17 protein-coding genes, 2 tRNA genes, 3 rRNA genes and 1 pseudogene are annotated in these 25243 nt (G+C 40.5%); 15 read left to right on the forward strand and 8 right to left on the reverse strand.

Annotated elements, in window-relative coordinates:
• Nucleotides 1-2: 2 nt before the first annotated feature.
• The 8 genes from ACPT8O_RS02225 (at nucleotide 3) to ACPT8O_RS02260 (ending at nucleotide 8468) form a co-directional block, all read left to right on the forward strand.
• Complete coding sequence (locus ACPT8O_RS02225) at nucleotides 3-1466, forward strand: TrkH family potassium uptake protein (protein ID WP_021034488.1); 1464 nt, start codon at nucleotides 3-5, stop codon at nucleotides 1464-1466.
• A 355-nt stretch (nucleotides 1467-1821) separates the two neighbouring features.
• Nucleotides 1822-3358: ribosomal RNA gene (locus ACPT8O_RS02230) — 16S ribosomal RNA — on the forward strand.
• A 79-nt stretch (nucleotides 3359-3437) separates the two neighbouring features.
• Nucleotides 3438-3514 (forward strand) — tRNA-Ile (locus tag ACPT8O_RS02235).
• Nucleotides 3515-3599: 85 nt separating this feature from the next.
• Nucleotides 3600-3675 (forward strand) — tRNA-Ala (locus tag ACPT8O_RS02240).
• 402 nt (nucleotides 3676-4077) lie between these two features.
• Nucleotides 4078-6975: ribosomal RNA gene (locus tag ACPT8O_RS02245) — 23S ribosomal RNA — on the forward strand.
• A 198-nt stretch (nucleotides 6976-7173) separates the two neighbouring features.
• Nucleotides 7174-7289 (forward strand): 5S ribosomal RNA (rrf, locus tag ACPT8O_RS02250).
• The 16S, 23S and 5S rRNA genes sit together here with 2 tRNA genes alongside, the layout of an rRNA operon.
• 174 nt (nucleotides 7290-7463) lie before the next feature.
• Complete coding sequence (gene yihI, locus ACPT8O_RS02255; RefSeq protein ID WP_021034487.1) at nucleotides 7464-8024, forward strand: Der GTPase-activating protein YihI; 561 nt, start codon at nucleotides 7464-7466, stop codon at nucleotides 8022-8024.
• A gap of 3 nt (nucleotides 8025-8027) precedes the next feature.
• Nucleotides 8028-8468, forward strand: a complete 441-nt coding sequence (locus ACPT8O_RS02260) for a DUF2489 domain-containing protein (protein ID WP_021034486.1) — start codon at nucleotides 8028-8030, stop codon at nucleotides 8466-8468.
• A gap of 56 nt (nucleotides 8469-8524) precedes the next feature.
• Here the strand turns inward: ACPT8O_RS02260 and ACPT8O_RS02265 are convergent, their stop codons facing one another.
• From ACPT8O_RS02265 to lptM, 3 genes are all read right to left on the reverse strand, one after another.
• Nucleotides 8525-9151: a response regulator gene (locus ACPT8O_RS02265; protein ID WP_021034485.1), complete on the reverse strand. Its 627-nt coding sequence runs from the start codon at nucleotides 9149-9151 to the stop codon at nucleotides 8525-8527.
• Nucleotides 9152-9355: 204 nt separating this feature from the next.
• The gene (gene lysA, locus ACPT8O_RS02270; RefSeq protein ID WP_021034484.1) at nucleotides 9356-10603 is read right to left on the reverse strand and encodes a diaminopimelate decarboxylase; all 1248 of its coding nucleotides are present in this window, start codon (nucleotides 10601-10603) and stop codon (nucleotides 9356-9358) included.
• A gap of 48 nt (nucleotides 10604-10651) precedes the next feature.
• Nucleotides 10652-10768 (reverse strand): LPS translocon maturation chaperone LptM, encoded by a 117-nt coding sequence (gene lptM, locus ACPT8O_RS02275; protein WP_021034483.1) that lies wholly within the window; start codon nucleotides 10766-10768, stop codon nucleotides 10652-10654.
• A 96-nt stretch (nucleotides 10769-10864) separates the two neighbouring features.
• On the opposite strand from lptM, the gene cyaY reads away from it, so the two are divergent.
• The 3 genes from cyaY (at nucleotide 10865) to proS (ending at nucleotide 14834) form a co-directional block, all read left to right on the forward strand.
• A complete protein-coding gene (gene cyaY / locus ACPT8O_RS02280; protein ID WP_021034482.1) occupies nucleotides 10865-11170 on the forward strand; it encodes an iron donor protein CyaY in 306 nt (101 codons plus the stop codon).
• Nucleotide 11171: 1 nt separating this feature from the next.
• Nucleotides 11172-13019, forward strand: coding sequence for a DNA helicase RecQ (gene recQ / locus ACPT8O_RS02285; RefSeq protein WP_021034481.1), 1848 nt, complete (start codon nucleotides 11172-11174; stop codon nucleotides 13017-13019).
• Between the two features lie 96 nt (nucleotides 13020-13115).
• A complete protein-coding gene (proS, locus tag ACPT8O_RS02290) occupies nucleotides 13116-14834 on the forward strand; it encodes a proline--tRNA ligase (protein ID WP_021034480.1) in 1719 nt (572 codons plus the stop codon).
• A gap of 84 nt (nucleotides 14835-14918) precedes the next feature.
• Here the strand turns inward: proS and lptD are convergent, their stop codons facing one another.
• From lptD to ACPT8O_RS02305, 3 genes are all read right to left on the reverse strand, one after another.
• The gene (gene lptD / locus ACPT8O_RS02295; RefSeq protein ID WP_021034479.1) at nucleotides 14919-17267 is read right to left on the reverse strand and encodes an LPS assembly protein LptD; all 2349 of its coding nucleotides are present in this window, start codon (nucleotides 17265-17267) and stop codon (nucleotides 14919-14921) included.
• 119 nt (nucleotides 17268-17386) lie between these two features.
• On the reverse strand, nucleotides 17387-18796 hold the full coding sequence (locus ACPT8O_RS02300; RefSeq protein ID WP_021034478.1) for a multicopper oxidase domain-containing protein: 1410 nt from the start codon (nucleotides 18794-18796) through the stop codon (nucleotides 17387-17389).
• 1 nt (nucleotide 18797) lies between these two features.
• On the reverse strand, nucleotides 18798-19520 hold the full coding sequence (locus tag ACPT8O_RS02305; protein WP_012054610.1) for a 1-acylglycerol-3-phosphate O-acyltransferase: 723 nt from the start codon (nucleotides 19518-19520) through the stop codon (nucleotides 18798-18800).
• An 85-nt stretch (nucleotides 19521-19605) separates the two neighbouring features.
• Between ACPT8O_RS02305 and lpxH the strand changes: the two genes are divergently transcribed.
• A complete protein-coding gene (gene lpxH, locus ACPT8O_RS02310; protein WP_021034477.1) occupies nucleotides 19606-20319 on the forward strand; it encodes a UDP-2,3-diacylglucosamine diphosphatase in 714 nt (237 codons plus the stop codon).
• Nucleotides 20320-20450: 131 nt separating this feature from the next.
• Here lpxH and ACPT8O_RS02315 read toward each other — a convergent pair whose 3' ends face one another.
• Nucleotides 20451-20546, reverse strand: a complete 96-nt coding sequence (locus tag ACPT8O_RS02315) for a methionine/alanine import family NSS transporter small subunit (RefSeq protein ID WP_005648534.1) — start codon at nucleotides 20544-20546, stop codon at nucleotides 20451-20453.
• A 1-nt stretch (nucleotide 20547) separates the two neighbouring features.
• Nucleotides 20548-22074: a sodium-dependent transporter gene (locus tag ACPT8O_RS02320; protein WP_021034475.1), complete on the reverse strand. Its 1527-nt coding sequence runs from the start codon at nucleotides 22072-22074 to the stop codon at nucleotides 20548-20550.
• A gap of 281 nt (nucleotides 22075-22355) precedes the next feature.
• Here ACPT8O_RS02320 and ACPT8O_RS02325 point away from each other — a divergent pair.
• The 3 genes and pseudogenes from ACPT8O_RS02325 to ilvD all read left to right on the forward strand — a co-directional run.
• A pseudogene (locus ACPT8O_RS02325) lies at nucleotides 22356-23074 on the forward strand (thiamine pyrophosphate-dependent enzyme); the annotation flags it as partial.
• Nucleotides 23074-23292 carry an acetolactate synthase 2 small subunit gene (gene ilvM, locus ACPT8O_RS02330; protein ID WP_021034471.1) on the forward strand — a complete coding sequence of 73 codons (219 nt, stop codon included), beginning with the start codon at nucleotides 23074-23076 and terminating at the stop codon, nucleotides 23290-23292. The pseudogene ACPT8O_RS02325 and the gene ilvM, both read left to right, overlap by 1 nt.
• A 59-nt stretch (nucleotides 23293-23351) precedes the next feature.
• The gene (ilvD, locus tag ACPT8O_RS02335; protein ID WP_021034470.1) at nucleotides 23352-25190 is read left to right on the forward strand and encodes a dihydroxy-acid dehydratase; all 1839 of its coding nucleotides are present in this window, start codon (nucleotides 23352-23354) and stop codon (nucleotides 25188-25190) included.
• The last annotated feature ends 53 nt before the right edge of the window (nucleotides 25191-25243 follow it).

The following is a 25243-nucleotide window of genomic DNA, read 5'->3' on the forward strand; positions in this document are numbered from 1 at the left end:
TTGTGCGTATTTTATCGATTATCCGAATTATTGGTATTCTTGTGATGTGTTTTTCAGGTACGATGCTAGTTCCTGCATTTGTTGCTCTGATTTATGGCGATGGGGGCGGTAAGGCATTTATGCAGGCTTTTGTGTTGAGTTTGACGGCAGGCACATTGCTTTGGTGGCCATGCCATCATCATAAGCAAGAATTACGATCTCGTGATGGTTTTTTGATCGTTGTGGCTTTTTGGTTAGTTTTAGGAAGCTTGGCAACATTGCCTCTTTTATTGTTCGATTCACCACATTTAACTATTGCTTCAGCCGTATTTGAAGCATTTTCTGGCTTAACTACTACTGGTGCAACGGTAATGACGGGGCTGGATAATTTACCTAAATCTATTTTGTTTTATCGTCAGTTTTTACAATGGTTAGGTGGTATGGGGATTATCGTATTGGCTGTGGCGATAATTCCGCTGTTGGGAATTGGTGGGACACAATTATATCGAGCAGAATCTTCAGGCCCTCTTAAAGATCAAAAATCTTTGCCTAAAATTTCAGAAGTGGCGAAAGCTCTATGGATTATTTACGCTTCATTAACTGTTCTTTGTGCCATTGCATATTGGCTGTCAGGAATGAATCTTTTTGATGCCATTGGGCATAGTTTTTCAACAATTTCAAATGGAGGATTTTCAACGCACGATGCAAGTATCGGCTATTTTAATCAAGCTTCCATTTATTGGGTTACAACAATTTTTATGCTGATTGGCGGTGTTAATTTTAGTTTACATATTTCTGCTTTTCTTGCATTAGGTAAAAGAAATATTTGGCGAAATTATTGGAAAGATCCCGAATTTCGTTTTTTTCTAACAATGCAAATTATTTTTATCGGTATTGTATCTCTATCTTTATATAGTTACGGTTTAGTTTCAGATATGAACGAGGCAGTAACAAAAGGTGCATTACAATTAACATCAATGTCAATGACTGCTGGTTATACGATTTTTGATATTGATAATCTTCCGCCTTTTATTGGACTTTTACTGGTAATTTCTGCGGTAATTGGTGGTTGTGGCGGTTCAACAACTGGGGGATTAAAAGCGATACGGACACTTATATTGTGGAAACAAATCGATCGAGAACTGCATAGTTTAATCCATCCAAATTTAGTACAGCCAATTCGAATAGGTAAAAATCGTCTAGCACCAAGAATGATAGAAAGTATTTGGGCATTTTTCATTATTTTTATACTGGTTTATTGGGGATGTGTTTTTGCTGTTATTCTTTGTGGAATGAATGTTTTTGATGCGATGGGGGCGGTATTCGCTACATTAACGAATGCAGGACCGGGACTTGGCTTTATTCACGAAAGTTTTATTGATGTTCCAGAAAGTGCTAAATTAGTCTTTAGTTTTGCTATGATCTGTGGACGTTTAGAAATGTTTTCATTAATCGTGCTGTTTATTCCAAGCTATTGGAAAAAATAATAATTGGAAAATTATTGTATTTTTGACCGCACTTTTTAATGAAATGTTTATATTTCCATCAAAAGATCATTTTTTTAAATATTTTTACAAAAAGTACTTGCAAGGGATTTGAAAATCCCTATAATGCACCGCACACAACGACGCACTGTTGTGAAGTTTTTAAGTTTCCACGTGCGTCGTTCTTTTTTGCTCTTTAACAATATATCAGACAATCTGTGTGGGCACTTGTTGATTGACTTGTTTTAAAAATATTTTTTAATTTTGAAGTCTTAATAGGTGCTTAACTGAAAATTCATAATTACTTTTTTAAGTAGTGTTTATTTATAGCTAAGCAGTATATTGAGCGATTGAACTTGAATTGAAGAGTTTGATCATGGCTCAGATTGAACGCTGGCGGCAGGCTTAACACATGCAAGTCGAACGGTAGCAGGAGGAAGCTTGCTTTCTTGCTGACGAGTGGCGGACGGGTGAGTAATGCTTGGGAATCTGGCTTATGGAGGGGGATAACGACGGGAAACTGTCGCTAATACCGCGTAGTGTCGAGAGACGAAAGGGTGGGACTTTTAGCCACCTGCCATAGGATGAGCCCAAGTGGGATTAGGTAGTTGGTGGGGTAAAGGCTCACCAAGCCTGCGATCTCTAGCTGGTCTGAGAGGATGACCAGCCACACTGGAACTGAGACACGGTCCAGACTCCTACGGGAGGCAGCAGTGGGGAATATTGCGCAATGGGGGAACCCTGACGCAGCCATGCCGCGTGAATGAAGAAGGCCTTCGGGTTGTAAAGTTCTTTCGGTATTGAGGAAGGTTGATGTGTTAATAGTACATCAAATTGACGTTAAATACAGAAGAAGCACCGGCTAACTCCGTGCCAGCAGCCGCGGTAATACGGAGGGTGCGAGCGTTAATCGGAATAACTGGGCGTAAAGGGCACGCAGGCGGTTATTTAAGTGAGGTGTGAAAGCCCCGGGCTTAACCTGGGAATTGCATTTCAGACTGGGTAACTAGAGTACTTTAGGGAGGGGTAGAATTCCACGTGTAGCGGTGAAATGCGTAGAGATGTGGAGGAATACCGAAGGCGAAGGCAGCCCCTTGGGAATGTACTGACGCTCATGTGCGAAAGCGTGGGGAGCAAACAGGATTAGATACCCTGGTAGTCCACGCTGTAAACGCTGTCGATTTGGGGGTTGGGGTTTAACTCTGGCGCCCGTAGCTAACGTGATAAATCGACCGCCTGGGGAGTACGGCCGCAAGGTTAAAACTCAAATGAATTGACGGGGGCCCGCACAAGCGGTGGAGCATGTGGTTTAATTCGATGCAACGCGAAGAACCTTACCTACTCTTGACATCCTAAGAAGTTTGCAGAGATGCGAATGTGCCTTCGGGAACTTAGAGACAGGTGCTGCATGGCTGTCGTCAGCTCGTGTTGTGAAATGTTGGGTTAAGTCCCGCAACGAGCGCAACCCTTATCCTTTGTTGCCAGCGATACGGTCGGGAACTCAAAGGAGACTGCCAGTGATAAACTGGAGGAAGGTGGGGATGACGTCAAGTCATCATGGCCCTTACGAGTAGGGCTACACACGTGCTACAATGGCGTATACAGAGGGAAGCGAAGCTGCGAGGTGGAGCGATCTCATAAAGTACGTCTAAGTCCGGATTGGAGTCTGCAACTCGACTCCATGAAGTCGGAATCGCTAGTAATCGCGAATCAGAATGTCGCGGTGAATACGTTCCCGGGCCTTGTACACACCGCCCGTCACACCATGGGAGTGGGTTGTACCAGAAGTAGATAGCTTAACCTTTAGGAGGGCGTTTACCACGGTATGATTCATGACTGGGGTGAAGTCGTAACAAGGTAACCGTAGGGGAACCTGCGGTTGGATCACCTCCTTACAGAAGACGAGAGACAGCGAGTGCTCACACAGATTGGCTGATAGTTGTAGACAAATGAGCAGAAGAAAACATTACCCTTGGGTCTGTAGCTCAGGTGGTTAGAGCGCACCCCTGATAAGGGTGAGGTCGGTGGTTCAAGTCCACTCAGACCCACCACTCTGAGAGTGGATAAAGGCGTAATGGTCAATCATTTATTATAAAAATATTAACTAATTAATATAATAAATGATGAATGATAAATGGGGATATAGCTCAGCTGGGAGAGCGCCTGCCTTGCACGCAGGAGGTCAGCGGTTCGATCCCGCTTATCTCCACCACTTATCATCGTTAAGTAAATTAGAAAAAGACAAAGTAATAAGGTATTGAGATAGTATTAAGCTATTTTAAATATTAGGTTATTTTATTCTTAGTTTTAAGTTTAATTTTAAATTTAATTTTTTTAGTTTATTTAACGATGATAACTGAAAAGTTTTATCAACTGTTCTTTAAAAAATTGGAAACAAGCTGAAAACAAGAGATTTTCGAGAGAAAGTCTGAGTAGGCAAGACAGGAAAGTGAGAGGAGGGAACTGAGAAGGAAACTCTAAAAACAAAACCTGTTTTGCATAAAATCTTGATTGAACAAAAGCAATCAAGTGTTTAGTTGAATGAAAATACGCATCAAATTGACCGTACTTTGAAGTGAAAACTTAAAGTGATTGAAAACATTTGAGGTTGTATAGTTAAGTGACTAAGCGTACAAGGTGGATGCCTTGGCAATCAGAGGCGAAGAAGGACGTGCTAATCTGCGAAAAGCTTGGATGAGTCGATAAGAGGCGTTTAATCCAAGATATCCGAATGGGGAAACCCAGTAGATGAAGAATCTACTATCAACAAGTGAATACATAGTTTGTTGAGGCAAACCGGGAGAACTGAAACATCTAAGTACCCCGAGGAAAAGAAATCAACCGAGATTTCGTCAGTAGCGGCGAGCGAAAGCGAAAGAGCCAGTAAGTGATAACAGTATGGTTAGGAGAATGTGTTGGGAAGCACAATCAAAGAGGGTGATAATCCCGTATCTAAAAACCATATTGTGGTACTAAGCTAACGAGAAGTAGGGCGGGACACGTGATATCCTGTTTGAAGAAGGGGGACCATCCTCCAAGGCTAAATACTCCTGATTGACCGATAGTGAACCAGTACTGTGAAGGAAAGGCGAAAAGAACCCCGGTGAGGGGAGTGAAATAGAACCTGAAACCTTGTACGTACAAGCAGTGGGAGCCCGAAAGGGTGACTGCGTACCTTTTGTATAATGGGTCAGCGACTTATATTTTGTAGCGAGGTTAACCGAATAGGGGAGCCGAAGGGAAACCGAGTCTTAACTGGGCGAATAGTTGCAAGGTATAGACCCGAAACCCGGTGATCTAGCCATGGGCAGGTTGAAGGTTGGGTAACACTAACTGGAGGACCGAACCGACTAATGTTGAAAAATTAGCGGATGACTTGTGGCTGGGGGTGAAAGGCCAATCAAACCGGGAGATAGCTGGTTCTCCCCGAAATCTATTTAGGTAGAGCCTTGAGGTGACACCTTTGGGGGTAGAGCACTGTTTCGGCTAGGGGTCCATCCCGGATTACCAACCCGATGCAAACTACGAATACCAAAGAGTGATACTCAGGAGACACACGGCGGGTGCTAACGTCCGTCGTGGAGAGGGAAACAACCCAGACCGCCAGCTAAGGTCCCCAAGTCTATATTAAGTGGGAAACGAAGTGGGAAGGCTTAGACAGCTAGGATGTTGGCTTAGAAGCAGCCATCATTTAAAGAAAGCGTAATAGCTCACTAGTCGAGTCGGCCTGCGCGGAAGATGTAACGGGGCTGAAATATAGCACCGAAGCTGCGGCATCAGGCGAAAGTCTGTTGGGTAGGGGAGCGTTCTGTAAGCGGATGAAGGTTAATCGAGAGGTTAGCTGGACGTATCAGAAGTGCGAATGCTGACATAAGTAACGATAAAACGGGTGAAAAACCCGTTCGCCGGAAGACCAAGGGTTCCTGTCCAACGTTAATCGGGGCAGGGTGAGTCGGCCCCTAAGGCGAGGCTGAAAAGCGTAGTCGATGGGAAACAGGTTAATATTCCTGTACTTGGTAAAGCTGCGATGTGGGGACGGAGTAGGTTAGGTTATCGCACTGTTGGATATGTGCGTTTAAGTTGGTAGGTGGGAAGTTTAGGCAAATCCGGGCTTCTATTAAACACTGAGAGATGATGACGAGGCTCTACGGAGCTGAAGTAACTGATACCACACTTCCAGGAAAAGCCACTAAGCGACAGGCTTTACTAAACCGTACTGAAAACCGACACAGGTGGTCAGGTAGAGAATACTCAGGCGCTTGAGAGAACTCGGGTGAAGGAACTAGGCAAAATAGCACCGTAACTTCGGGAGAAGGTGCGCCGGCGTAGATTGTAGAGATTTACTCTCGAAGGTTGAACCGGTCGAAGTGACCCGCTGGCTGCAACTGTTTATTAAAAACACAGCACTCTGCAAACACGAAAGTGGAGGTATAGGGTGTGATGCCTGCCCGGTGCTGGAAGGTTAATTGATGGTGTAATCGAAAGAGAAGCACCTGATCGAAGCCCCAGTAAACGGCGGCCGTAACTATAACGGTCCTAAGGTAGCGAAATTCCTTGTCGGGTAAGTTCCGACCTGCACGAATGGCATAATGATGGCCAGGCTGTCTCCACCCGAGACTCAGTGAAATTGAAATCGCCGTGAAGATGCGGTGTACCCGCGGCTAGACGGAAAGACCCCGTGAACCTTTACTATAGCTTGACACTGAACATTGAATTTTGATGTGTAGGATAGGTGGGAGACTAAGAAGTAGTCACGCCAGTGATTATGGAGTCATCCTTGAAATACCACCCTTTAACGTTTGATGTTCTAACGAAGATTGCGGAACGCGGTCTCGGACAGTGTCTGGTGGGTAGTTTGACTGGGGCGGTCTCCTCCCAAAGCGTAACGGAGGAGCACGAAGGTTTGCTAATCACGGTCGGACATCGTGAGGTTAGTGCAATGGTATAAGCAAGCTTAACTGCGAGACAGACAAGTCGAGCAGGTACGAAAGTAGGTCATAGTGATCCGGTGGTTCTGAATGGAAGGGCCATCGCTCAACGGATAAAAGGTACTCCGGGGATAACAGGCTGATACCGCCCAAGAGTTCATATCGACGGCGGTGTTTGGCACCTCGATGTCGGCTCATCACATCCTGGGGCTGAAGTAGGTCCCAAGGGTATGGCTGTTCGCCATTTAAAGTGGTACGCGAGCTGGGTTTAGAACGTCGTGAGACAGTTCGGTCCCTATCTGCCGTGGGCGTAGGAGAATTGGTTGGGGCTGCTCCTAGTACGAGAGGACCGGAGTGGACGCACCACTGGTGTTCCGGTTGTGTCGCCAGACGCATTGCCGGGTAGCTAAGTGCGGAAGAGATAAGTGCTGAAAGCATCTAAGCACGAAACTTGCCAAGAGATGAGTTCTCCCTGTCTTTAAGACAGTAAGGGTTGTTTAAGACGAAGACGTAGATAGGTCTGGTGTGTAAGTGATGTGAGTCATTGAGCTAACAGATACTAATTGCCCGAGAGGCTTAACTATACAACGCTCAAGTGTTTTTGAGAAAAGAGCGAAAGAGAAGAGTAGACAAACAACTTAAATATAGAAGACTTAATAGAAAGGAAAAATAGAAAGAAAATCGAGTTCAGCTTGTTGCCGATAAGAAGAAGAGAGACGAAAAGCGAAAAAAGTGAAGTCGTAAAAGAGAAGAAACAAAGAGAGAAGTTATTAAAGAATTATCCCGGCGGCGATAGTGCGGTGGAACCACCTGAGACCATACCGAACTCAGAAGTGAAACGCTGTAATGCCGATGGTAGTGTGGGGTTTCCCCATGTGAGAGTAGGGCACCGCCGGGTTATCAAATAAAAATCTAAATCACATAAAAAAAGAAGAACCCCAGTCGAAAGGCTGGGGTTTTTGTTTTTATAAATTGATGTCTTAGTTAGGTAATCTGAGATAAAGTTTGTGTTTGTTAGTGAGAAAAATACGCACTAGTGATACAATCTACAAAATTTTTAGAAGGATACCTTATGGCTCGTAAGAAAAAAACGCGCAAAATTAGTGATATTATGCCAATCCGCAAAGCGGATAAAAAACCGGAAATGCCGAAATTGCGTTCGGGTAAAAAACTCACACGTTATGAATTAGATGCGAAAGCGCGTGAAGATAAGAAAAAACGTAAGCATAAAGGTTTAGCTTCAGGATCTCGTCATAGTGCGGTTGAAGAAAAAGCGAATAAACTTCAAAATGAAATTAAAGATCCAAAAATTGGTAGTAAGAAAAAGATACCGTTGGTTGTTGAATTTATTAATAAGCCTGAAAAAGGTCAATTAATTCCTGTAATAAAACAGGCGAAAAAACAAGATCCAATGAAAGAGCTTGAAAATCTGGAAAATAATGAAATTCTTAATGAATTATTGGATGCTTTAGATGCAGGTAAAGCTATTAGTAAAGCAGATCAACAATTTGTAGATGAATGCTTAGATAGAATTTCTGAATTAATGGAAGAACTTGGCATTGAAGACGAAGATGAAAGTGAAGATGATTTATACCGCACTTTCGAGCGTATCGATATTAATCAATTTAGGTAATCTATGATTTGGATATTTTTTGTCATTGTACTTTTCTTGGTAACTGGATTGACTCTATATGCAATCCGTTTATTAAAGCAGTTAAAAGTTCAAAAGGAATTGATTGCTAAAGCTAAGAATAATCGGGTTATACGATTAAAAGAGAGTATTGATATTATTGCTCGTGCAATGCAGTCTGGAGAATGTAATCTTTCTGAAGGCGTAATTCGTCTTACAATGCTATTAATGCCTTTTGGTAAGAATTTATCTACTTATCCTGCGATGGCCAACTTATATGAAGTTGTGCGTGATATGCCTACACATGATGATCGTAAATTGCTTGAAAAAAGAGAAAGAATGCGTCTGGATTTAGAGCGAGAAAGTGCAGAAGCACAGTTTGAAAAAGATATTAAACAAGAATTGTATATTTTATTAGAAGATATTAAATCTATTGAGCTAATTTAAATATTGTAATTTAAAAAATGCGCTAACTTTTCTTAGCGCATTTTTTATGATTATTTTTAACGATTTTGTTCAAAAAATAATACCGTTGCAGCAACACGAGAATGAACATTTAATTTACGTAATAAATTACGGATATGTACTTTTACGGTTTCTTCTGAAATAAACAGTTGTGCTGCAATTTGTTTATTTGATAGACCCGTCGCAATTTGACGAAGTACGCCCATTTCACGATCCGTTAGGCTGTCTAATGGATTTTCTTCATGAGTGCGTTCTAACAATAAATTTTTAATAGAATCACTCAGAATGACTTCGCCTTGTGCAATACGCTTGATTTGCTCTAGCAATGTATCTGGTTCCGTATCTTTTAATAAATAACCATCTGCACCAGCATCAATTAAAGTATAAATATCATTTTTTGCATCAGACACTGTTAAAATTAAGATGCGTGCATCAACGCCTTCTGTGCGTAATCCTTTGAGTGTATCTAACCCAGAAAGTCCTTTCATGTTGAGATCTAAAATGATCACATCAGGTGATGTTTGTAACGCCACTGAAATCCCTTCTGTGCCGCTGCTTACGTCAGCCACCACTTCAAAGTTATCGTCTAATTCTACAAGTTGTTTAATGCCACGACGCATTAACGGATGGTCGTCAATCAATAAAACTTTTAGTTTATCTTGCATAATTTCTCCTTTAGTGGTTAGAAGTCCACTTTAAAAAGCGTGACATTTTATAAAGAATTCAATTCTATGCCAATCTAGAATAGAAAAAAATTTGATTTATCTCACAAACTTACTATTTGAGGTAGGTTTATTGATGGATAAAAATAGAAAAGTGCGGTAGAAAAATAGATAATTTTTTACCGCTCTTTTTTAAGATAAGAAATATTAAATGGTCGATTCCAATGCCCAAAGTTCCTGTAAGGTTTCTCGGCGACGAATTAGATAGGATTGATCTCCATCTACTAAAACTTCTGCAGTGCGAGGTCTTGAGTTATAGTTTGATGACATACTTGTGCCATAGGCACCAGCAGAACATTGAGCAATATAATCCCCTTCGGCAATTGAAAGCTCACGTTGTTTTCCTAAGAAATCTGATGTTTCACAAACAGGCCCTACAACATCATAAATCGCTTTTTCTCTTGCTAAAGTGCGGTCAATTTCTACGATGTTCATATAAGCCTCATACAATGCAGGGCGGATCATATCGTTCATTCCTGTGTCGGTAATCGCGAAATTACGACTTTCATTGCTTTTTAAGTATTGTACTTTTGCTACTAGAATCCCTGCATTTGCAGAAATTGCTCTACCTGGTTCAAGAATAATTTCAAGTTCAGGATAATTTTTTAGTTTTTCTAATAACGCATTTGCGTAATCGCTTGGATGCGGAGGCGTTTCATCCGTATAAGTTACGCCTAAACCACCGCCCAGATCGAGATGTTTTAATGTAATTCCATCCTCTTTTAATTGTTCCATTAGGACAATTAAGCGATCTGTGGCATCTAAAAATGGTTGTAATTCAGTGAGCTGTGAGCCTATGTGGCAATCCATCCCTGTTATTTTTATGTTTGGCAGCGTTGAGGCTAATTTATATACTTCTCGGGCTTCATCTACACTTACGCCAAATTTATTTTCCTTTAATCCTGTTGAAATATAAGGGTGTGTATGCGCATCAACATCTGGATTTACACGTAAAGAAATAGGTGAGATTTTACCCATTTCTCCCGCGATTTGGTTAATGTGCTTGAGTTCAGAAACTGATTCCACATTAAAGCAACGGATTCCAACTTCTAATGCGCGCATAATTTCTTCTCGAGATTTCGCAACGCCAGAAAAGACCACTTTTGACGCATCGCCACCTGCTGCCAGTACACGCTCAAGTTCGCCTTGCGAGACAATATCGAAACCTGAACCAAGTTTTGCCATAATATTTAACACGCCAATATTTGAGCAAGATTTCACGGCAAAACAAATTAGGTGAGGGTGCTTACCGAAAGCAGAGTCAAAAGCGTGCCAATGACGTTCAAGTGTTGCCCGAGAATATACATAGAGAGGCGTGCCAAATTGTTCAGCAAGTTGTTGAACTGGAATATCTTCGGCATAAAGTTTGTTGTGTTTATATTGGAAAAAATTCATGTTGTGTGCCTGTTTTAGTTATTTTTGGAATTATCATTGGATAATAGATTATTGAGTTTGTTGAGCTTGATCTTTTTCAGGAAAATATAAAGAACCTTTTACGCCACATCCTGTAGCTAATATGCACACTGAACTAAGTACTAAAATTAATAGTAATTTTTTCATTTTTTCTTTCTCACTTATCGGTAAATCCGCCTTTCACAAGCTTGAGAAAGGCTTTATAATTTGTCGCATTCTATCAGATTTAAACAGGAAAATTTTATGAATATTGCAGAATTTCACCAAAATATAGAACAAATTTGGCAAAAAATTGAAGAAGAATTGGAAAATCAAGGTGCAGATGTAGATTGCGAAACGCAAGGTTCTGTATTTACAATCACTTTTGATAATCACACTAAAATAGTGATTAACAAACAAGAACCACTGCTTGAGCTTTGGATTGCAAGTAAATTAGGCGGTTTCCATTTTGCATTTAAAAATGGCGAATGGGTGTCTAATGACGGACAACGTTTTTGGGATTGTTTCGTTGAAGCCTGTGCTGCACATGGCGAGAACGTGCAGTTCTAAAATGCAGGATTCTCCTTTACCATCAAAAACAATAGAAAAACCGACCGCACTTTCTGTTTTGAAATCGGTTTTTGGTTATCAATCTTTCCGTAAAGGGCAGGAAGAAGTCATCAATGCTGCTTTAAACGGACAAGATGCTTTGGTGGTAATGGCAACAGGGAATGGCAAATCGCTTTGTTATCAAATTCCCGCCCTTTGTTTTGAGGGTTTAACGTTAGTGATTTCTCCACTAATTTCCTTGATGAAAGATCAAGTGGATCAGCTGCAAGCTAATGGCATTGAGGCGGATTTTCTTAATTCTAGTCAGACTTTAGAACAGCAGCAACAAGTACAAAATAAGCTTATTTCTGGGCAACTTAAACTGCTTTATGTGTCGCCAGAAAAAGTGATGACGAACAGTTTCTTTCAACTTATTTCTTATAGTAAAGTCAGCTTTATTGCAATTGATGAAGCACACTGTATTTCTCAATGGGGGCATGATTTTCGCCCTGAATATACCCAGCTTGGCGGTTTAAAAGCGAGTTTCCCTGATGCGCCGATTATGGCACTTACGGCAACGGCAGATTACGCAACTCGACAAGATATTTTGAGTCATCTTAATCTGGAAAATCCGCATAAATATATTGGTAGTTTTGATCGACCAAACATTCGTTATACCTTGGAAGAAAAATATAAACCAATGGAGCAATTGACACGTTTTGTGTTGGCTCAAAAGGGCAAGAGTGGGATTATTTATTGCAACAGTCGAAACAAGGTTGAACGAATTGCGGAAAGTTTACGCAATAAAGGTGTCTCTGCCACAGCTTATCACGCGGGAATGGAAACGGCACGGCGTGATCGTGTGCAACAGGATTTTCAGCGTGATAATGTGCAAGTAGTCGTCGCAACTATTGCTTTTGGAATGGGGATTAATAAATCCAATGTACGGTTTGTTGCCCATTTTGATTTACCTCGTAGCATTGAATCTTATTATCAAGAAACAGGTCGGGCAGGACGTGATGATTTGCCTGCTGAGGCGGTTTTGTTTTATGAACCAGCGGATTACGCTTGGTTACAAAAAATTCTTTTAAAAAAACCAGAAACGCCACAGCGTCAGATTGAACAGCATAAATTAGAAGCTATTGGAGAATTTGCAGAAAGCCAGACTTGTCGCCGTTTAGTGCTTCTCAATTATTTTGGCGAGCATCGACAAACAGTATGTAATAACTGTGATATATGCCTTGATCCTCCTAAAAAATATGATGGATTAGTCGATGCGCAAAAAGTAATGTCTACCATTTATCGAGTGGGGCAATGTTTCGGTGCTCATTATGTGATAGCGGTGTTGCGTGGAATGCATAATCAGAAAATTATTGAACGCCAACACGATAAACTTTCAGTGTATGGTATCGGAAAAGATAAAAGCAAAGAGCATTGGCAGTCTGTCATTCGTCAGCTTATTCATTTGGGTTTTGTGCAACAGGTCATCAGTGAACTAAATCCAACGTTGCAGCTTACCGAAAGTGCGAAAGTGATTTTGAAAGGCGAAGAAGAGTTAGAATTGGCAATGCCTCGTATTTCTTCAATCAGTAAAATTGTCCATAATCCACAACGTCAAGGTGTTGCAAATTATGATAAGGATTTATTTGCACGCCTGCGTTTCTTACGCAAACAAATTGCCGATAAAGAAAATATTCCGCCATACATTGTCTTTAATGATGCGACGTTGCAAGAAATGGCACAATATATGCCAACGAACAATATTGAAATGTTGCAAATTAATGGCGTGGGTTCAATTAAATTAGAACGCTTTGGGCTGCCTTTTATTAAACTTATTCAAGAACATAAGGCAATTTTGGCGAATGCGTAAAATAATGACTAAGTGTTAAAAGTGCGGTTAAAAATGACCGCACTTTTTGTTATACTTGCGCCAATTTTTTCAGTTCTTAGAATTTAAGGTTAAACAATGCGTACAAGTCAATATTTATTCTCCACCCTTAAAGAAACGCCAAATGATGCTCAGGTCGTGAGCCACCAATTAATGTTGCGTGCAGGTATGATTCGCCCAATGGCATCAGGTTTATATAACTGGTTGCCGACGGGTATTCGCGTATTGAAAAAAGTAGAAAAGATTATTCGTGAAGAGATGAACAAAGGTGGTGCAATTGAGGTATTAATGCCTGTGGTACAACCTGCGGAATTATGGGAAGAGTCTGGTCGTTGGGAGCAATATGGCCCTGAGCTTCTTCGTTTTGAAGACCGCGGAAACCGTAACTTTGTACTTGGGCCAACTCACGAAGAAGTGATTACTGATTTAGTTCGTCGAGAAGTTTCTTCATATAAACAGCTTCCACTTAACCTATATCAAATTCAAACGAAATTCCGTGATGAAGTGCGTCCTCGTTTTGGGGTAATGCGTTCGCGTGAATTTATTATGAAAGATGCGTATTCTTTCCACACTACCCAAGAAAGTTTACAAGAAACCTATGATGTGATGTACCAAGTGTACAGTAATATTTTTAACCGTTTAGGCTTAGATTTCCGTGCGGTGCAAGCGGATACTGGGTCTATTGGTGGTTCAGCTTCTCATGAGTTCCAAGTGTTAGCTTCAAGCGGTGAAGATGATGTAGTGTTCTCAACAGAATCGGATTTTGCAGCGAATATTGAGCTTGCTGAAGCGGTAGCTATCGGTGAGCGTCAAGTGCCAACTGCAGAAATGACATTGGTTGATACGCCAAATGCGAAAACTATCAATGAGCTTGTAGAACAATTCAATCTGCCGATTGAAAAAACCGTGAAAACCTTGATTGTGAAAGGTGCAGATGAAAATCAACCGCTTGTTGCCTTGATTATTCGGGGCGATCACGAATTAAACGAAATCAAAGCACAAAAACACCCGTTAGTAGCAGATCCTCTTGAGTTTGCTGACGAAACTGAAATTAAAGCGAAAATTGGTGCGAGCGTGGGATCATTAGGCGCGGTAAATCTTAATATTCCAGCAATTATTGACCGCACTGTGGCGTTAATGTCTGATTTTAGTTGTGGCGCGAATATCGATGGAAAACATTACTTCAATGTGAACTGGGAACGAGATGTTGCAATGCCAGAAATTTTTGATTTACGCAACGTAGTGGAGGGCGATCCAAGTCCAGATGGTAAAGGCACGCTTCAAATCAAACGTGGTATTGAAGTGGGACATATTTTCCAATTGGGCAAAAAATACTCTGAAGAGATGAAAGCGACCGTTCAAGGCGAAGACGGTAAACCACTTGTGATGACAATGGGTTGTTACGGTATTGGGGTAACTCGTGTGGTGGCTTCAGCAATTGAACAGCATCATGATGATCGCGGTATCATCTGGCCATCAGACGAAATCGCCCCATTCACTGTGGCGATTGTGCCGATGAATATGCACAAATCTGAAAGCGTACAAAAATACGCTGAAGAACTTTACCGCACTTTACAATCACAAGGCGTTGATGTGATTTTTGATGATCGTAAAGAACGCCCAGGCGTGATGTTTGCCGATATGGAACTTATCGGTGTGCCGCATATGGTAATAATCGGCGAGAAAAACCTAGACAATGGAGAGATTGAATACAAAAACCGCCGTACGGGTGAAAAAGAAATGATTAGTAAAGATCAGCTGCTCAGTGTTTTAAATGAAAAGTTAGGTAATCTCTAATCAGTATTTTATTTTGTATATTGTGACAAAAGAGCGGCTAGAAATAGCCGCTTTTTTGTTGATTTAATTTATATTGAAAAGAGTTTAATCCAAACTAAATGCTCGAATATAAGGAAGTTTTCCTTTTTCTAGCATTTCTTGAATGCCACTTTGATGGTCATTGCTGCCTAAACCTCTTAATTCTAAGGTTATGCCAATGCTATTATCATAAATAATTTCATTACGTGTTTGGTTTTGGTGGTTTGTGACATTGCGTTTTACACCAACACCTGCAGCCCAACAGCAACTGTTATATTGAATGCCTAGATATTGTTCTACAGGTTTGTTTAAAGCCAAATCTTGATAATAGCGTCCTACTACAGCCCAATTATTGGCAATTTCCCAGCCTACAACCAATCCCACTTGTTGGATATCTTGTTGATAGGCGTTAGCCGATTTACCCAAGTTTTGGTCAATATATTCTTGGTTAGAGTATCGATAATTTAACTGAATTAAATTATTTTTTTCAGGATTATATTCTAGTGATGTATTCGCTAATGATGTTGAATTGGTATGGGTATCAAATTGATAGCTACCACGCCAATGCCATTTATCACTAATTTTCCAATTAGATTCTAATGCCCAAGCAGATGATGAAGTCGGGGTTTTATTTGCTGGGTTTTCATCAATACGAGAATTACTTAAGTAATAAATTTGACCGGCTGATAAATTAAAGCGTTCTTCGCCATCAATATCATAAAAATGCGTTGTACCACCCAAGGTAACTTGATTCGCCGATGAAATTCGGTCTAAACCACTATAACGGTGATCGCGGAATAGCGAATAGTAATCTTGTTGTACTAATGCTGAGTCGTAACCAAATCCTAAATATTCATTATTAAGTGTTGAACCAATATTGCTTTGATTTCGGTAAGGACGATATAAATACTGTACGTGCGGTTCAAAAGTTTGTGTATAGTCTTTTAAGAACTTTGTATCACGCACTAATACGCTTTGTAAATCAACTTTAAATTGTGGAATAACTCGATTTACAGTTTTTTGTACGTCCTCTGCATTTTTTCCTGAACCTTTTTTCTGCTCGTAGCGAGTCGCATAAAGTTTCGTTTCAATATTCAAACTGCCGTATTTATTTGACATTAAAGAATTTAGGCTAGGCTCTGCATGGAAACGCCATGCAGTTGGCATCAATTCACTGTCATTATCAAAACGAACTGCTTGTGAATGTAATTTGAAATTTAACCATCCATTCGCCAAATCATATTTGTGATAGTTGAAATCTAATTGTGGTACTGCACGGTAAGGGCCGATTTTTACAATATCATCAAAAATTTGGAACTGACGTGCAGAAAGAGAAAAATTATAATTGGGTTGGTAATAGGCTATACGAGCATATTGGTTCGCATAACCATCTGTACTGCGTCCATAAATAGAATCAAAATCGTTGAAATAACGTTTATCGCTTACTCGGGTGTAATCAATATTTAGACGCCAATTTTGTAAAAAGCTAGAATTGTGATTCCAATAGAACAAATGACGTTTTCGATTATTACTAGCATATTCAGAGTAACGATCGCCACCTAGATATTCGCCCGCCACTTTACCTTCGCCAATAGAGGTTAAATAGCGAAATTCCCCATTTGCTTGCCAACCACGTCGAGACATATATTTCGGGGTAAAAGTAAGATCGTAATTAGGTGCGATATTCCAATAAATGGGTTGTGCATACCAAAGGCCATCTCGGCTAGATGTCCCCGCACTTGGAATCAATAAGCCAGAACGACGACGATCTCCAATGGGTAATTGTAAGTAAGGGGTATAAAAGACGGGAACGCCATGCACTTTGAAACGAGCATGCCACATTTCAGCATATTCTTCTTTCACGTATTGACGGATTTCTGACGCATCTACTGCCCAAGCATTGTCGCCGTGCAAACATGACGTAAAGGTGGCATTTTTCATTACTCGATAATTATTACTTAGCGTTATATTATCAGCTTTACCACGTCCTTGACGACCGACAAATTCATATTCTGAATTTGTTAAATTGCCATCGTGACTATCTAAATTAAATTCCGCATCTTTACCTAACATATTGATCTGATTATCTTTATAATCAAATCCATTGAGGACATAAGCCATACGCAAAGGCGTTGGCTGGTTTCCAGATTGTTTTACCTGCACGGATTGCGCTAACAAATGGCGATTGCCTTGTTTCAAATCTACATTACCTTGATAGGTAGCATCATTTGGCTGATTAATTTCTGCATTATCCGCTTCAATATATACAGGCAGAGAATTCACATCACCCGTCACGACTTCACCTCTAAATTTTGGCACGCCCATTAAACATTGTTCATGCAAATCCGCCAAACTTTGTTGGCTATAAAGTGCGGTCAAAATAGCAAGTGAAATTAAAGTGTGTTTTTTATTCATCGTCTTGTTTTAATTTGTCAGAAAATTGGTCAGATTATACTGGAAAAAGCTCAAGGCGAGTAATATTTTTCAAGAAGTGATTAATAGAATATCCACTGGGTTATGATTAAATTTTTTGTCTATTGAACCATCAATACGCCAAGACAGCCCATATCTTCTAACATTAAATTCGATACTCCAAATAAGAATGGGTAGTTGCCAGAAGATACTTGATCAAATTTCACTAAAATTTGAGTTTTGTTTTTTACCCAAACTGTATCTTTCCAAGCTAATTCTTCTGCTTGAAATTGATGTTCTCCTTGGCTTTCCACCACAAATTTGGCACCTTGAATAGTAAATCCAACAGGTAAACTTGCATTTAAAATCCAGCGTTCAATGGTGCCTTTACGAGCCATAACATCAACCTTGCGTGGGTCAAAACGTCTTTGGTTTATTAAACCGTTTGTGACATCAATATTAAATTCTCGAGTTTGTGCAACGGCTTGTTGTAACATTGCTGGCGCATCCGTTTCGAAAGTTAGATTCGGTTGTTTATTAAATGCTGACATTTCTCCCTTGGCACGCAATTCAAGGACGGTGTTATCTGCCAGTTCATCGCCTGAGAACAACATATTTTTTATTTTGTCGTACAAGCTACGTTTACTTCCGCTAATGAGAGATACGTTGTCAATTTCATTCATATTAACGAGTATTTCTGCACGTTCTCCTGGCGAGAGAACCAAAGATTTGACCGATTTAGCTTTTGGTAAGAAACCTAAATCTTGTGCAATAAGCAGCATTTCTTGATCATTATCCAAGCGTAAATCATAAGCGCGAGCTAATGAAGCATTTAGCAAACGTAAACGAATCCAACCCCGTGCGACATCTAAATATGGCGCTTCAATACCATTCACTAATAAGCGATTGCCTACAAAGTGCGGTTGATTTTGTTTGAATAATTGGAGACCATCATTGTTAAATTCCATATCTTGTAAAATCAATGGAATGTCATCTACGCCGTATTTATTGGGAAGATTAGCTTTTAGGCTTTGGTCATCTTCAATTAACCACATTCCAACTAAGCCACGATAGGTTTGATAGGCGGAGTTAGCTAATGTCGCAGAACGATACCAACAGCTTGCTGCGGGTTGTTCAATAGGCACGATGGGCGCCCAAGACTCGCCTTTTTTGAGAACTCGAGCTGCCCCGCCAAACAGTTCGCCTGATGCTTGTAAACCTTGAATAGATAAAGCAACTGATTGTGGCAAATTGTTATGATAATTAAGTTTGGCAAAGCTACCTGATTTGATTTTAATGGTTGGGCCAAGATAATTACCGTTGAATCCCCATACTGTCACATTGTGTGAGCCATCTAACGGATAATTCATTTCCTGCATTGTTAATACAATCGGGCGACCGCGACGGACTTCAATTAGTGGCGGCACAACTAGTTTTTCACGGCTTGCCGCTAACAATGGTGCTGGCACTGTGGAAAGTGCGGTAGAAATTGCAGCTGTTTTTAATAATTGACGGCGGGACAGGCGTGGCATTTTAGTTTCCTTTTGCTATCTCTTCATCAAGTTCGGCAATGCGTTTTTCCATTAGATCATGACAATAAGCCGCAAGATCTCGAACATTGTCTTTGGTATAGCCTGAAACATCAATCGGCTCCATTATTTCGCAAATCACTTTGCCATTATCCCAACGATTTAAATTAATTTTGTTATGCGTGGTTGAACACACCACTGGAATAATCGGTACACCTGCTGAAATTGCCGCATGAAATGCACCCGTTTTAAAGGGTAATAAACTGCGGCCACGACTGCGAGTGCCTTCTGGGAACATCCAAATAGATAAATTATCTTCATTAATTCTTTGTGCGAGTTGCGACATTGTACTGTGTGCTTTTGTGCGGTTTTCTCTATCCAAGAAAATATTGCCCGTTACCCAATATAAAATGCCGAAGAAGGGGATCCAAATTAAACTTTTTTTACCCACGCTTACTGTACGAGGTTGCACCATATAAGAGATTGTTACCATATCATAATTATTTTGATGATTACCGATATAAATAGCGCGGCTAATTTGCTTCTGATCTTGAGGAATACGATGTTCTACCTTTAAGCCAAAAAGTGGATATAAGCGTCCAAACCAACGAGCAACAATGCCTACGTTGCTTGGATTTTTAAAACGGATAAAAGAATAAATCGTACCCAGTACACAAATTAGAATACAGCAGATTAATACGAGGAAAATTCGAAGTAGTTTTAACATAAGGATGCCCTATACAAAATTTCGTTAAAGTATAGCAAATTCGATCTCAATATGTGCTAATCTAAACAAAAATCGTGGAATTTTTATGAAACATAGCTATTTTATTTCTGATTTGCATTTAAGCGAAACTCAGCCAGAATTGACCGCACTTTTTGTCGATTTTATGCAGAATCTTGCACCACAGGCTGAACGGCTTTACATTTTAGGTGATCTTTTTGATTTTTGGATTGGTGATGACGAGCAGTCTATATTGATTCAACAAGTGAAAGATTTAATTAAATCGGTAAGCGAGCAAGGTGTGCAATGTTATTTTCAGCACGGCAACCGAGACTTTTTGATTGGCGAACGTTTTGCGAAAGATACAGGTGTTCAGCTTTTTCCTGATTATCAATTAATCACACTTTATGATAAAAAAATCTTACTTTGTCATGGCGATACGCTTTGCATTGATGATGAGGCTTACCAACAATTTCGCCGTAGAGTGCATCAAAAATGGCTGCAGCGTTTGTTTTTGTGCTTGCCATTAAAAGTGCGGTTGAAAATTGCGGAGAAAATTCGAGCAAAGAGTAATCAAGATAAACAAGCGAAATCACAGGAAATTATGGATATAAATCAAGCCTTCACGACAGAAAAAGTACAAGAGTTTGATGTAAATTTATTAATTCACGGACACACACACCGTGAGGCGATTCATCAACAAGCAGGATTTACCCGAATTGTATTAGGAGATTGGCGAAAAAATTACGCATCAATTTTAAAAATGGATGAAAGCGGAGAATTTGGTTTTATTAAAGATTAGAAGTGCGGTAAAGCAAAAACTCGTTATTTTACTTAAGATACTAGAATAATATTTATCCATAAAATCGTACCTAAAAGCTGGCGGATAAGCCCAACTTTTAGATACAGATAAAAGTGCGGTTAATTTTAGGATTAGTTTTCTTTCGGTAAGCGAAGCAATGCGTAAATTAATCCTCCCCACAATAAGGTAAGGGCTATGATCATCATAATAATTGCGCCAGTAGTCATTTTATTCTCCTTTAGTTTCATCAATCGTTAATTTGGTTTCGCTTTTCCATTTTAAGCGAGAAAGGAAGAATGCCACGATAAGTAAGCTAATCGACATCCCCCAACCAAAGGTGTTTACAAACCAGTTTGGATAACCTTCGTAACCTTCAGAGAAGACTTTTGCTCCTTCGCTGAAAAGCATAAATGCTAAAACACCACTCGTTAATACAATGCATAAACGCCAGAAGAAACCCACTTTGAAAGATGAAGTTTCATTTAAGTGATTACCCAATAAACCGAGTTTTTCATTTGCCACAATCGCAATTAAAGACGCAAATGCTACGGCAACAATACCGAAATAGTTTACGAATTTATCGAACACATCTAACATTGGTAAGCCTGTTGTCGTGCCGAATAAGATGACAGAAACTATCATCATCGGTACACCTACGATGAATGTCACTTTCCCACGGCTAATACGAATTTTATCTTGAATTGCGGAAATAATTACTTCGATAACTGAGATGAATGAAGTCAATGCCGCAAAGGTTAATGAACCAAAGAATAACACGCCTAGCACTTCGCCAAATGGTGCTTTGTTGATGATAGTTGGGAACGCAAAAAATGCTAAACCAATTCCGCCTTTTGCCACTTCGCTGACTTCTTGACCTTGCGCTGTTGCAATAAAACCTAATGCTGCAAATACACCGATACCCGCTAACACTTCAAAGCTACTGTTAGCAAAACCTACAACCAAGCCACTTCCCGTTAAATCGGATTCTTTTTTAAGATAAGAGGCGTAAGTCACCATAATCCCAAAGCCGATAGAAAGAGAGAAGAAGATTTGCCCATAGGCCGCAATCCATACACTTGGATTGGATAATTTTGTCCAATCTGGTGTAAATAATGCATCTAAACCTTTTGCTGCGCCGGGTAAGAATAAGGAATAAATCACAAGTGCCATAAACATCACAACAAGCACTGGCATTAATACGGAGGATACCTTAGCAATTCCTTTTTGGACGCCCATAGAAAGTACGCCTAAGGCAACAATCCACATAGCAATTAATGGTGCGGTTACCATACCAACAAATTCAAAGCTGATACCGTTTTTAATATCGCCCATTTTTAAAAATTCGCCGATGAAGAAATCGATTGGTTTATCGCCCCACGCGCCAGTGAAAGAAAAATATGTGTAGCTTGCTGCCCAACCTAATACTACCGCGTAATATAACCCGATGATGACATTTACCATCATTTGCCACCAGCCAAACACCTCAAAGTGCGAGCTAAAACGACGATAAGAAAGTGGCGCGCCACCACGATGACGGTGACCAATTGCATAATCTAAGAATAAAAGAGGAATCCCTGCGGTTAGTAATGCAATAAGGTAAGGGATAATAAATGCGCCACCGCCATTTTCATAAGTGGTGTAAGGAAAACGCCAAATATTACCAAGACCAACGGCAGAACCAATTGCTGCCAGAATAAATGCACGACGACCAGAAAAAGTCTCACGCTTTTGTGCTTTTGGGGCTGAGTGAGCCATAAATTATCCTATGTAAAAAATGAAAAGAGTTTCAATATAATGAAATCTAATCATCAGTCAATAAATAAGCCAAAAGAGCGGTAAAAATTAATGAATTTTTTAATAAAAAGAACATAAACATTCAAAGCAAGCCAATTTTCACCGCACTTTTTTCGTTTTTTTTCGCGCCAAGCCCTACCAATGACTCGAAATTTCGCTACAATGCTGAACTTATCCCAAAATAAAAACAACAGGAAACAAACACAATGACAGGTGTACAACTCATCATGGAGTGCCTGAAAGCACACCATGTCACGACTCTTTTCGGCTATCCAGGCGGTGCAATCATGCCAACCTACGATGCCCTTTATGATGCAGGTTTAGATGCAATTAATCCAAATGATGATGTGTATATGGGAATGATTGGTATGCATGGCACAAAAGCTGCTAATTTTGCCGTGCAAGAAAGCGATTTATTACTTGTATGCGGTGCTCGTTTTGACGATCGTGTAACTGGTAAACTCGATACTTTTGCACCTCATGCCAAAGTGATTCATTGTGATATTGATGCAGCAGAAATCCATAAATTACATCGGCAGGTTTCGGCACAATGGGCTTTGGCTTACCTGCTGCTGTGGGGGCAAAAAAAGCACGCCCGCAAGATGAAGTCATTTTGGTTACGGGCGATGGCTCGCTTATGATGAATATCCAAGAATTGGGTTCTATCAAACGCGGCGATTTACCTGTAAAAATTTTGCTATTGGATAACCAACGCTTAGGTATGGTTCGTCAATGGCAGGATTTATTTTGGAATAAACGTCGCAGTGAAACCATTTTAGACGACAACCCAGATTTTGTGATGCTTGCTAATGCGTTCGGTATTCCTGCAGAACGTATTGAGTCAGCTGATGATGTGGATGCGGCACTCAACCGATTATTAAACAGCAAAACAGCCTATTTATTACAAGTATGTATTCCACCTGATGAATGTAATGCGGATATGGTAGAGGATATGAATTAATGAATGAATATAAACTTGAACTCGTCGCTCGCCATCGTCCTGAAGTACTAGAACGCATTTTACGCGTAGCACGCCACCGCGGGTTTACCGTTACAACAATGGACATGATACTCATTGGAACCCAAGTGCGGTTAAAAATCACTGTAAAATCTGACCGCACTTTAGATCTATTAGTGAATCAGTTGGCAAAATTGCCAGATGTAAACGAAATAAAATAAGAATTAAGTGCAAGGCATTGCACGCTACTCTAACAAAATTTTACTCGGAGAGATTATTTATGCCAAAACTACGTTCAGCGACCAGCACACAAGGTCGTAATATGGCAGGCGCACGTGCCTTATGGCGTGCAACAGGAATGAAAGAAAATGACTTTGGTAAACCGATTATTGCGGTGGTGAACTCTTTCACTCAGTTCGTACCTGGGCATGTGCATTTAAAAGATATGGGACAGCTTGTTGCCGCAGAAATTGAAAAAGCAGGCGGCGTAGCAAAAGAATTTAACACTATTGCGGTGGATGATGGTATCGCGATGGGACACGGTGGAATGCTTTATTCTTTACCAAGCCGTGATTTAATCGCTGATAGCGTGGAATATATGGTCAATGCGCACTGTGCTGATGCGATGGTATGTATTTCCAACTGTGACAAAATCACTCCGGGAATGTTGATGGCAGCAATGCGCTTAAACATTCCAACTATCTTCGTTTCAGGCGGCCCAATGGAGGCTGGCAAAACTAAACTTTCTGATCAGTTAATCCGCTTAGATTTAGTAGATGCGATGATTGAGGCGGCCGATCCGAATGTGTCAGATGAACGTATTGATGTCATTGAACGTAGCGCTTGCCCAACTTGTGGTTCTTGCTCTGGTATGTTTACCGCAAACTCTATGAACTGTTTAACTGAAGCCTTAGGTTTATCTTTACCAGGCAATGGTTCTATGTTGGCGACCCATGCTGACCGTAAAGAATTATTCTTAAAAGCAGGGCGTCAAATTGTTGAGCTTTGCAAACGTTATTACGAACAAGATGATGTAAGCGTATTGCCTCGTTCAATCGGTACTTTTAAAGCCTTTGAAAATGCTATGAGCTTAGATATCGCGATGGGTGGTTCAAGTAATACTGTTTTACACTTATTAGCGGCAGCACAAGAAGCAGGCGTAGATTTTAAAATGGAAGATATTGACCGTTTATCGCGCAAAGTGCCTTGTTTAAGCAAAATTGCACCAAACACCAATAAATACCATATGGAAGACGTACACCGTGCAGGCGGCATTATGGGATTGTTGGGTGAATTAGATCGCGCTGGATTAATTCATAAAAATACACACACCGTGCTTGGAATGAGTATGGGGGAACAACTAGACCAATACGATATTATTCGCAATCAAGATGAAGAATTACATAAATTCTTCCGTGCAGGCCCTGCTGGTATCCGTACAACTCAAGCATTCTCACAAGATTGCCGCTGGGATAGCGTCGATAATGATCGTGTAAACGGTTGTATTCGCAATAAAGAAAATGCGATTTCACAAGAAGGTGGCTTAGCCGTATTATTCGGTAATCTCGCTGAAGATGGATGTATCGTTAAAACCGCAGGCGTAGATGAATCTATTTGGAAATTCACAGGCACTGCTATCGTATTTGAAAGCCAAGAAGATGCGGTTGCAGGCATTTTGGGTGGCAAAGTCAAAGAAGGTCATGTCGTTGTTATCCGTTACGAAGGCCCTAAAGGTGGACCAGGTATGCAAGAAATGTTATACCCAACCAGTTACTTAAAATCTATGGGCTTGGGCAAAAAATGCGCTTTATTAACGGATGGCCGTTTCTCTGGTGGTACATCAGGCTTGTCTATTGGACACGCATCACCAGAAGCTGCTTCTGGCGGTGCAATAGGCTTAGTATGCGATGGCGACATTATTAACATCGATATTCCAAACCGTGCAATTAACTTAGAAATCAGTAATGAAGAACTCGCAGCACGCAGATCTGGACAAGATCAAAAAGGTTGGCAACCAGCTCACCGTGAACGTGAAGTATCTTTCGCATTGAAAGTATTCGGTCACTTTGCCACCTCAGCGGACAAAGGTGCGGTACGCGATAAAACATTATTAAAATAATTTAACGGTTTCCCCTCTTTCATAAGAGGGGGATAAAACAAAGGAAAAACCAA

The organism is Haemophilus sp. HN_Hi08 (assembly GCF_049824455.1).
Taxonomy (GTDB): Bacteria; Pseudomonadota; Gammaproteobacteria; order Enterobacterales; family Pasteurellaceae; genus Haemophilus; species Haemophilus influenzae_D.

Excerpts from the sequence above, each read along its gene's own strand:
- yihI (WP_021034487.1), top strand. The coding sequence starts at position 7,464 with ATGGCTCGTAAGAAAAAAACGCGCAAAATTAGTGATATTATGCCAATC.
- ACPT8O_RS02260 (WP_021034486.1), top strand. The coding sequence starts at position 8,028 with ATGATTTGGATATTTTTTGTCATTGTACTTTTCTTGGTAACTGGATTG.
- ACPT8O_RS02265 (WP_021034485.1), bottom strand. The coding sequence starts at position 9,151 with ATGCAAGATAAACTAAAAGTTTTATTGATTGACGACCATCCGTTAATG.
- lysA (WP_021034484.1), bottom strand. The coding sequence starts at position 10,603 with ATGAATTTTTTCCAATATAAACACAACAAACTTTATGCCGAAGATATT.
- lptM (WP_021034483.1), bottom strand. The coding sequence starts at position 10,768 with ATGAAAAAATTACTATTAATTTTAGTACTTAGTTCAGTGTGCATATTA.
- cyaY (WP_021034482.1), top strand. The coding sequence starts at position 10,865 with ATGAATATTGCAGAATTTCACCAAAATATAGAACAAATTTGGCAAAAA.
- recQ (WP_021034481.1), top strand. The coding sequence starts at position 11,172 with ATGCAGGATTCTCCTTTACCATCAAAAACAATAGAAAAACCGACCGCA.
- proS (WP_021034480.1), top strand. The coding sequence starts at position 13,116 with ATGCGTACAAGTCAATATTTATTCTCCACCCTTAAAGAAACGCCAAAT.
- lptD (WP_021034479.1), bottom strand. The coding sequence starts at position 17,267 with ATGAATAAAAAACACACTTTAATTTCACTTGCTATTTTGACCGCACTT.
- ACPT8O_RS02300 (WP_021034478.1), bottom strand. The coding sequence starts at position 18,796 with ATGCCACGCCTGTCCCGCCGTCAATTATTAAAAACAGCTGCAATTTCT.
- ACPT8O_RS02305 (WP_012054610.1), bottom strand. The coding sequence starts at position 19,520 with ATGTTAAAACTACTTCGAATTTTCCTCGTATTAATCTGCTGTATTCTA.
- lpxH (WP_021034477.1), top strand. The coding sequence starts at position 19,606 with ATGAAACATAGCTATTTTATTTCTGATTTGCATTTAAGCGAAACTCAG.
- ACPT8O_RS02315 (WP_005648534.1), bottom strand. The coding sequence starts at position 20,546 with ATGACTACTGGCGCAATTATTATGATGATCATAGCCCTTACCTTATTG.
- ACPT8O_RS02320 (WP_021034475.1), bottom strand. The coding sequence starts at position 22,074 with ATGGCTCACTCAGCCCCAAAAGCACAAAAGCGTGAGACTTTTTCTGGT.
- ilvM (WP_021034471.1), top strand. The coding sequence starts at position 23,074 with ATGAATGAATATAAACTTGAACTCGTCGCTCGCCATCGTCCTGAAGTA.
- ilvD (WP_021034470.1), top strand. The coding sequence starts at position 23,352 with ATGCCAAAACTACGTTCAGCGACCAGCACACAAGGTCGTAATATGGCA.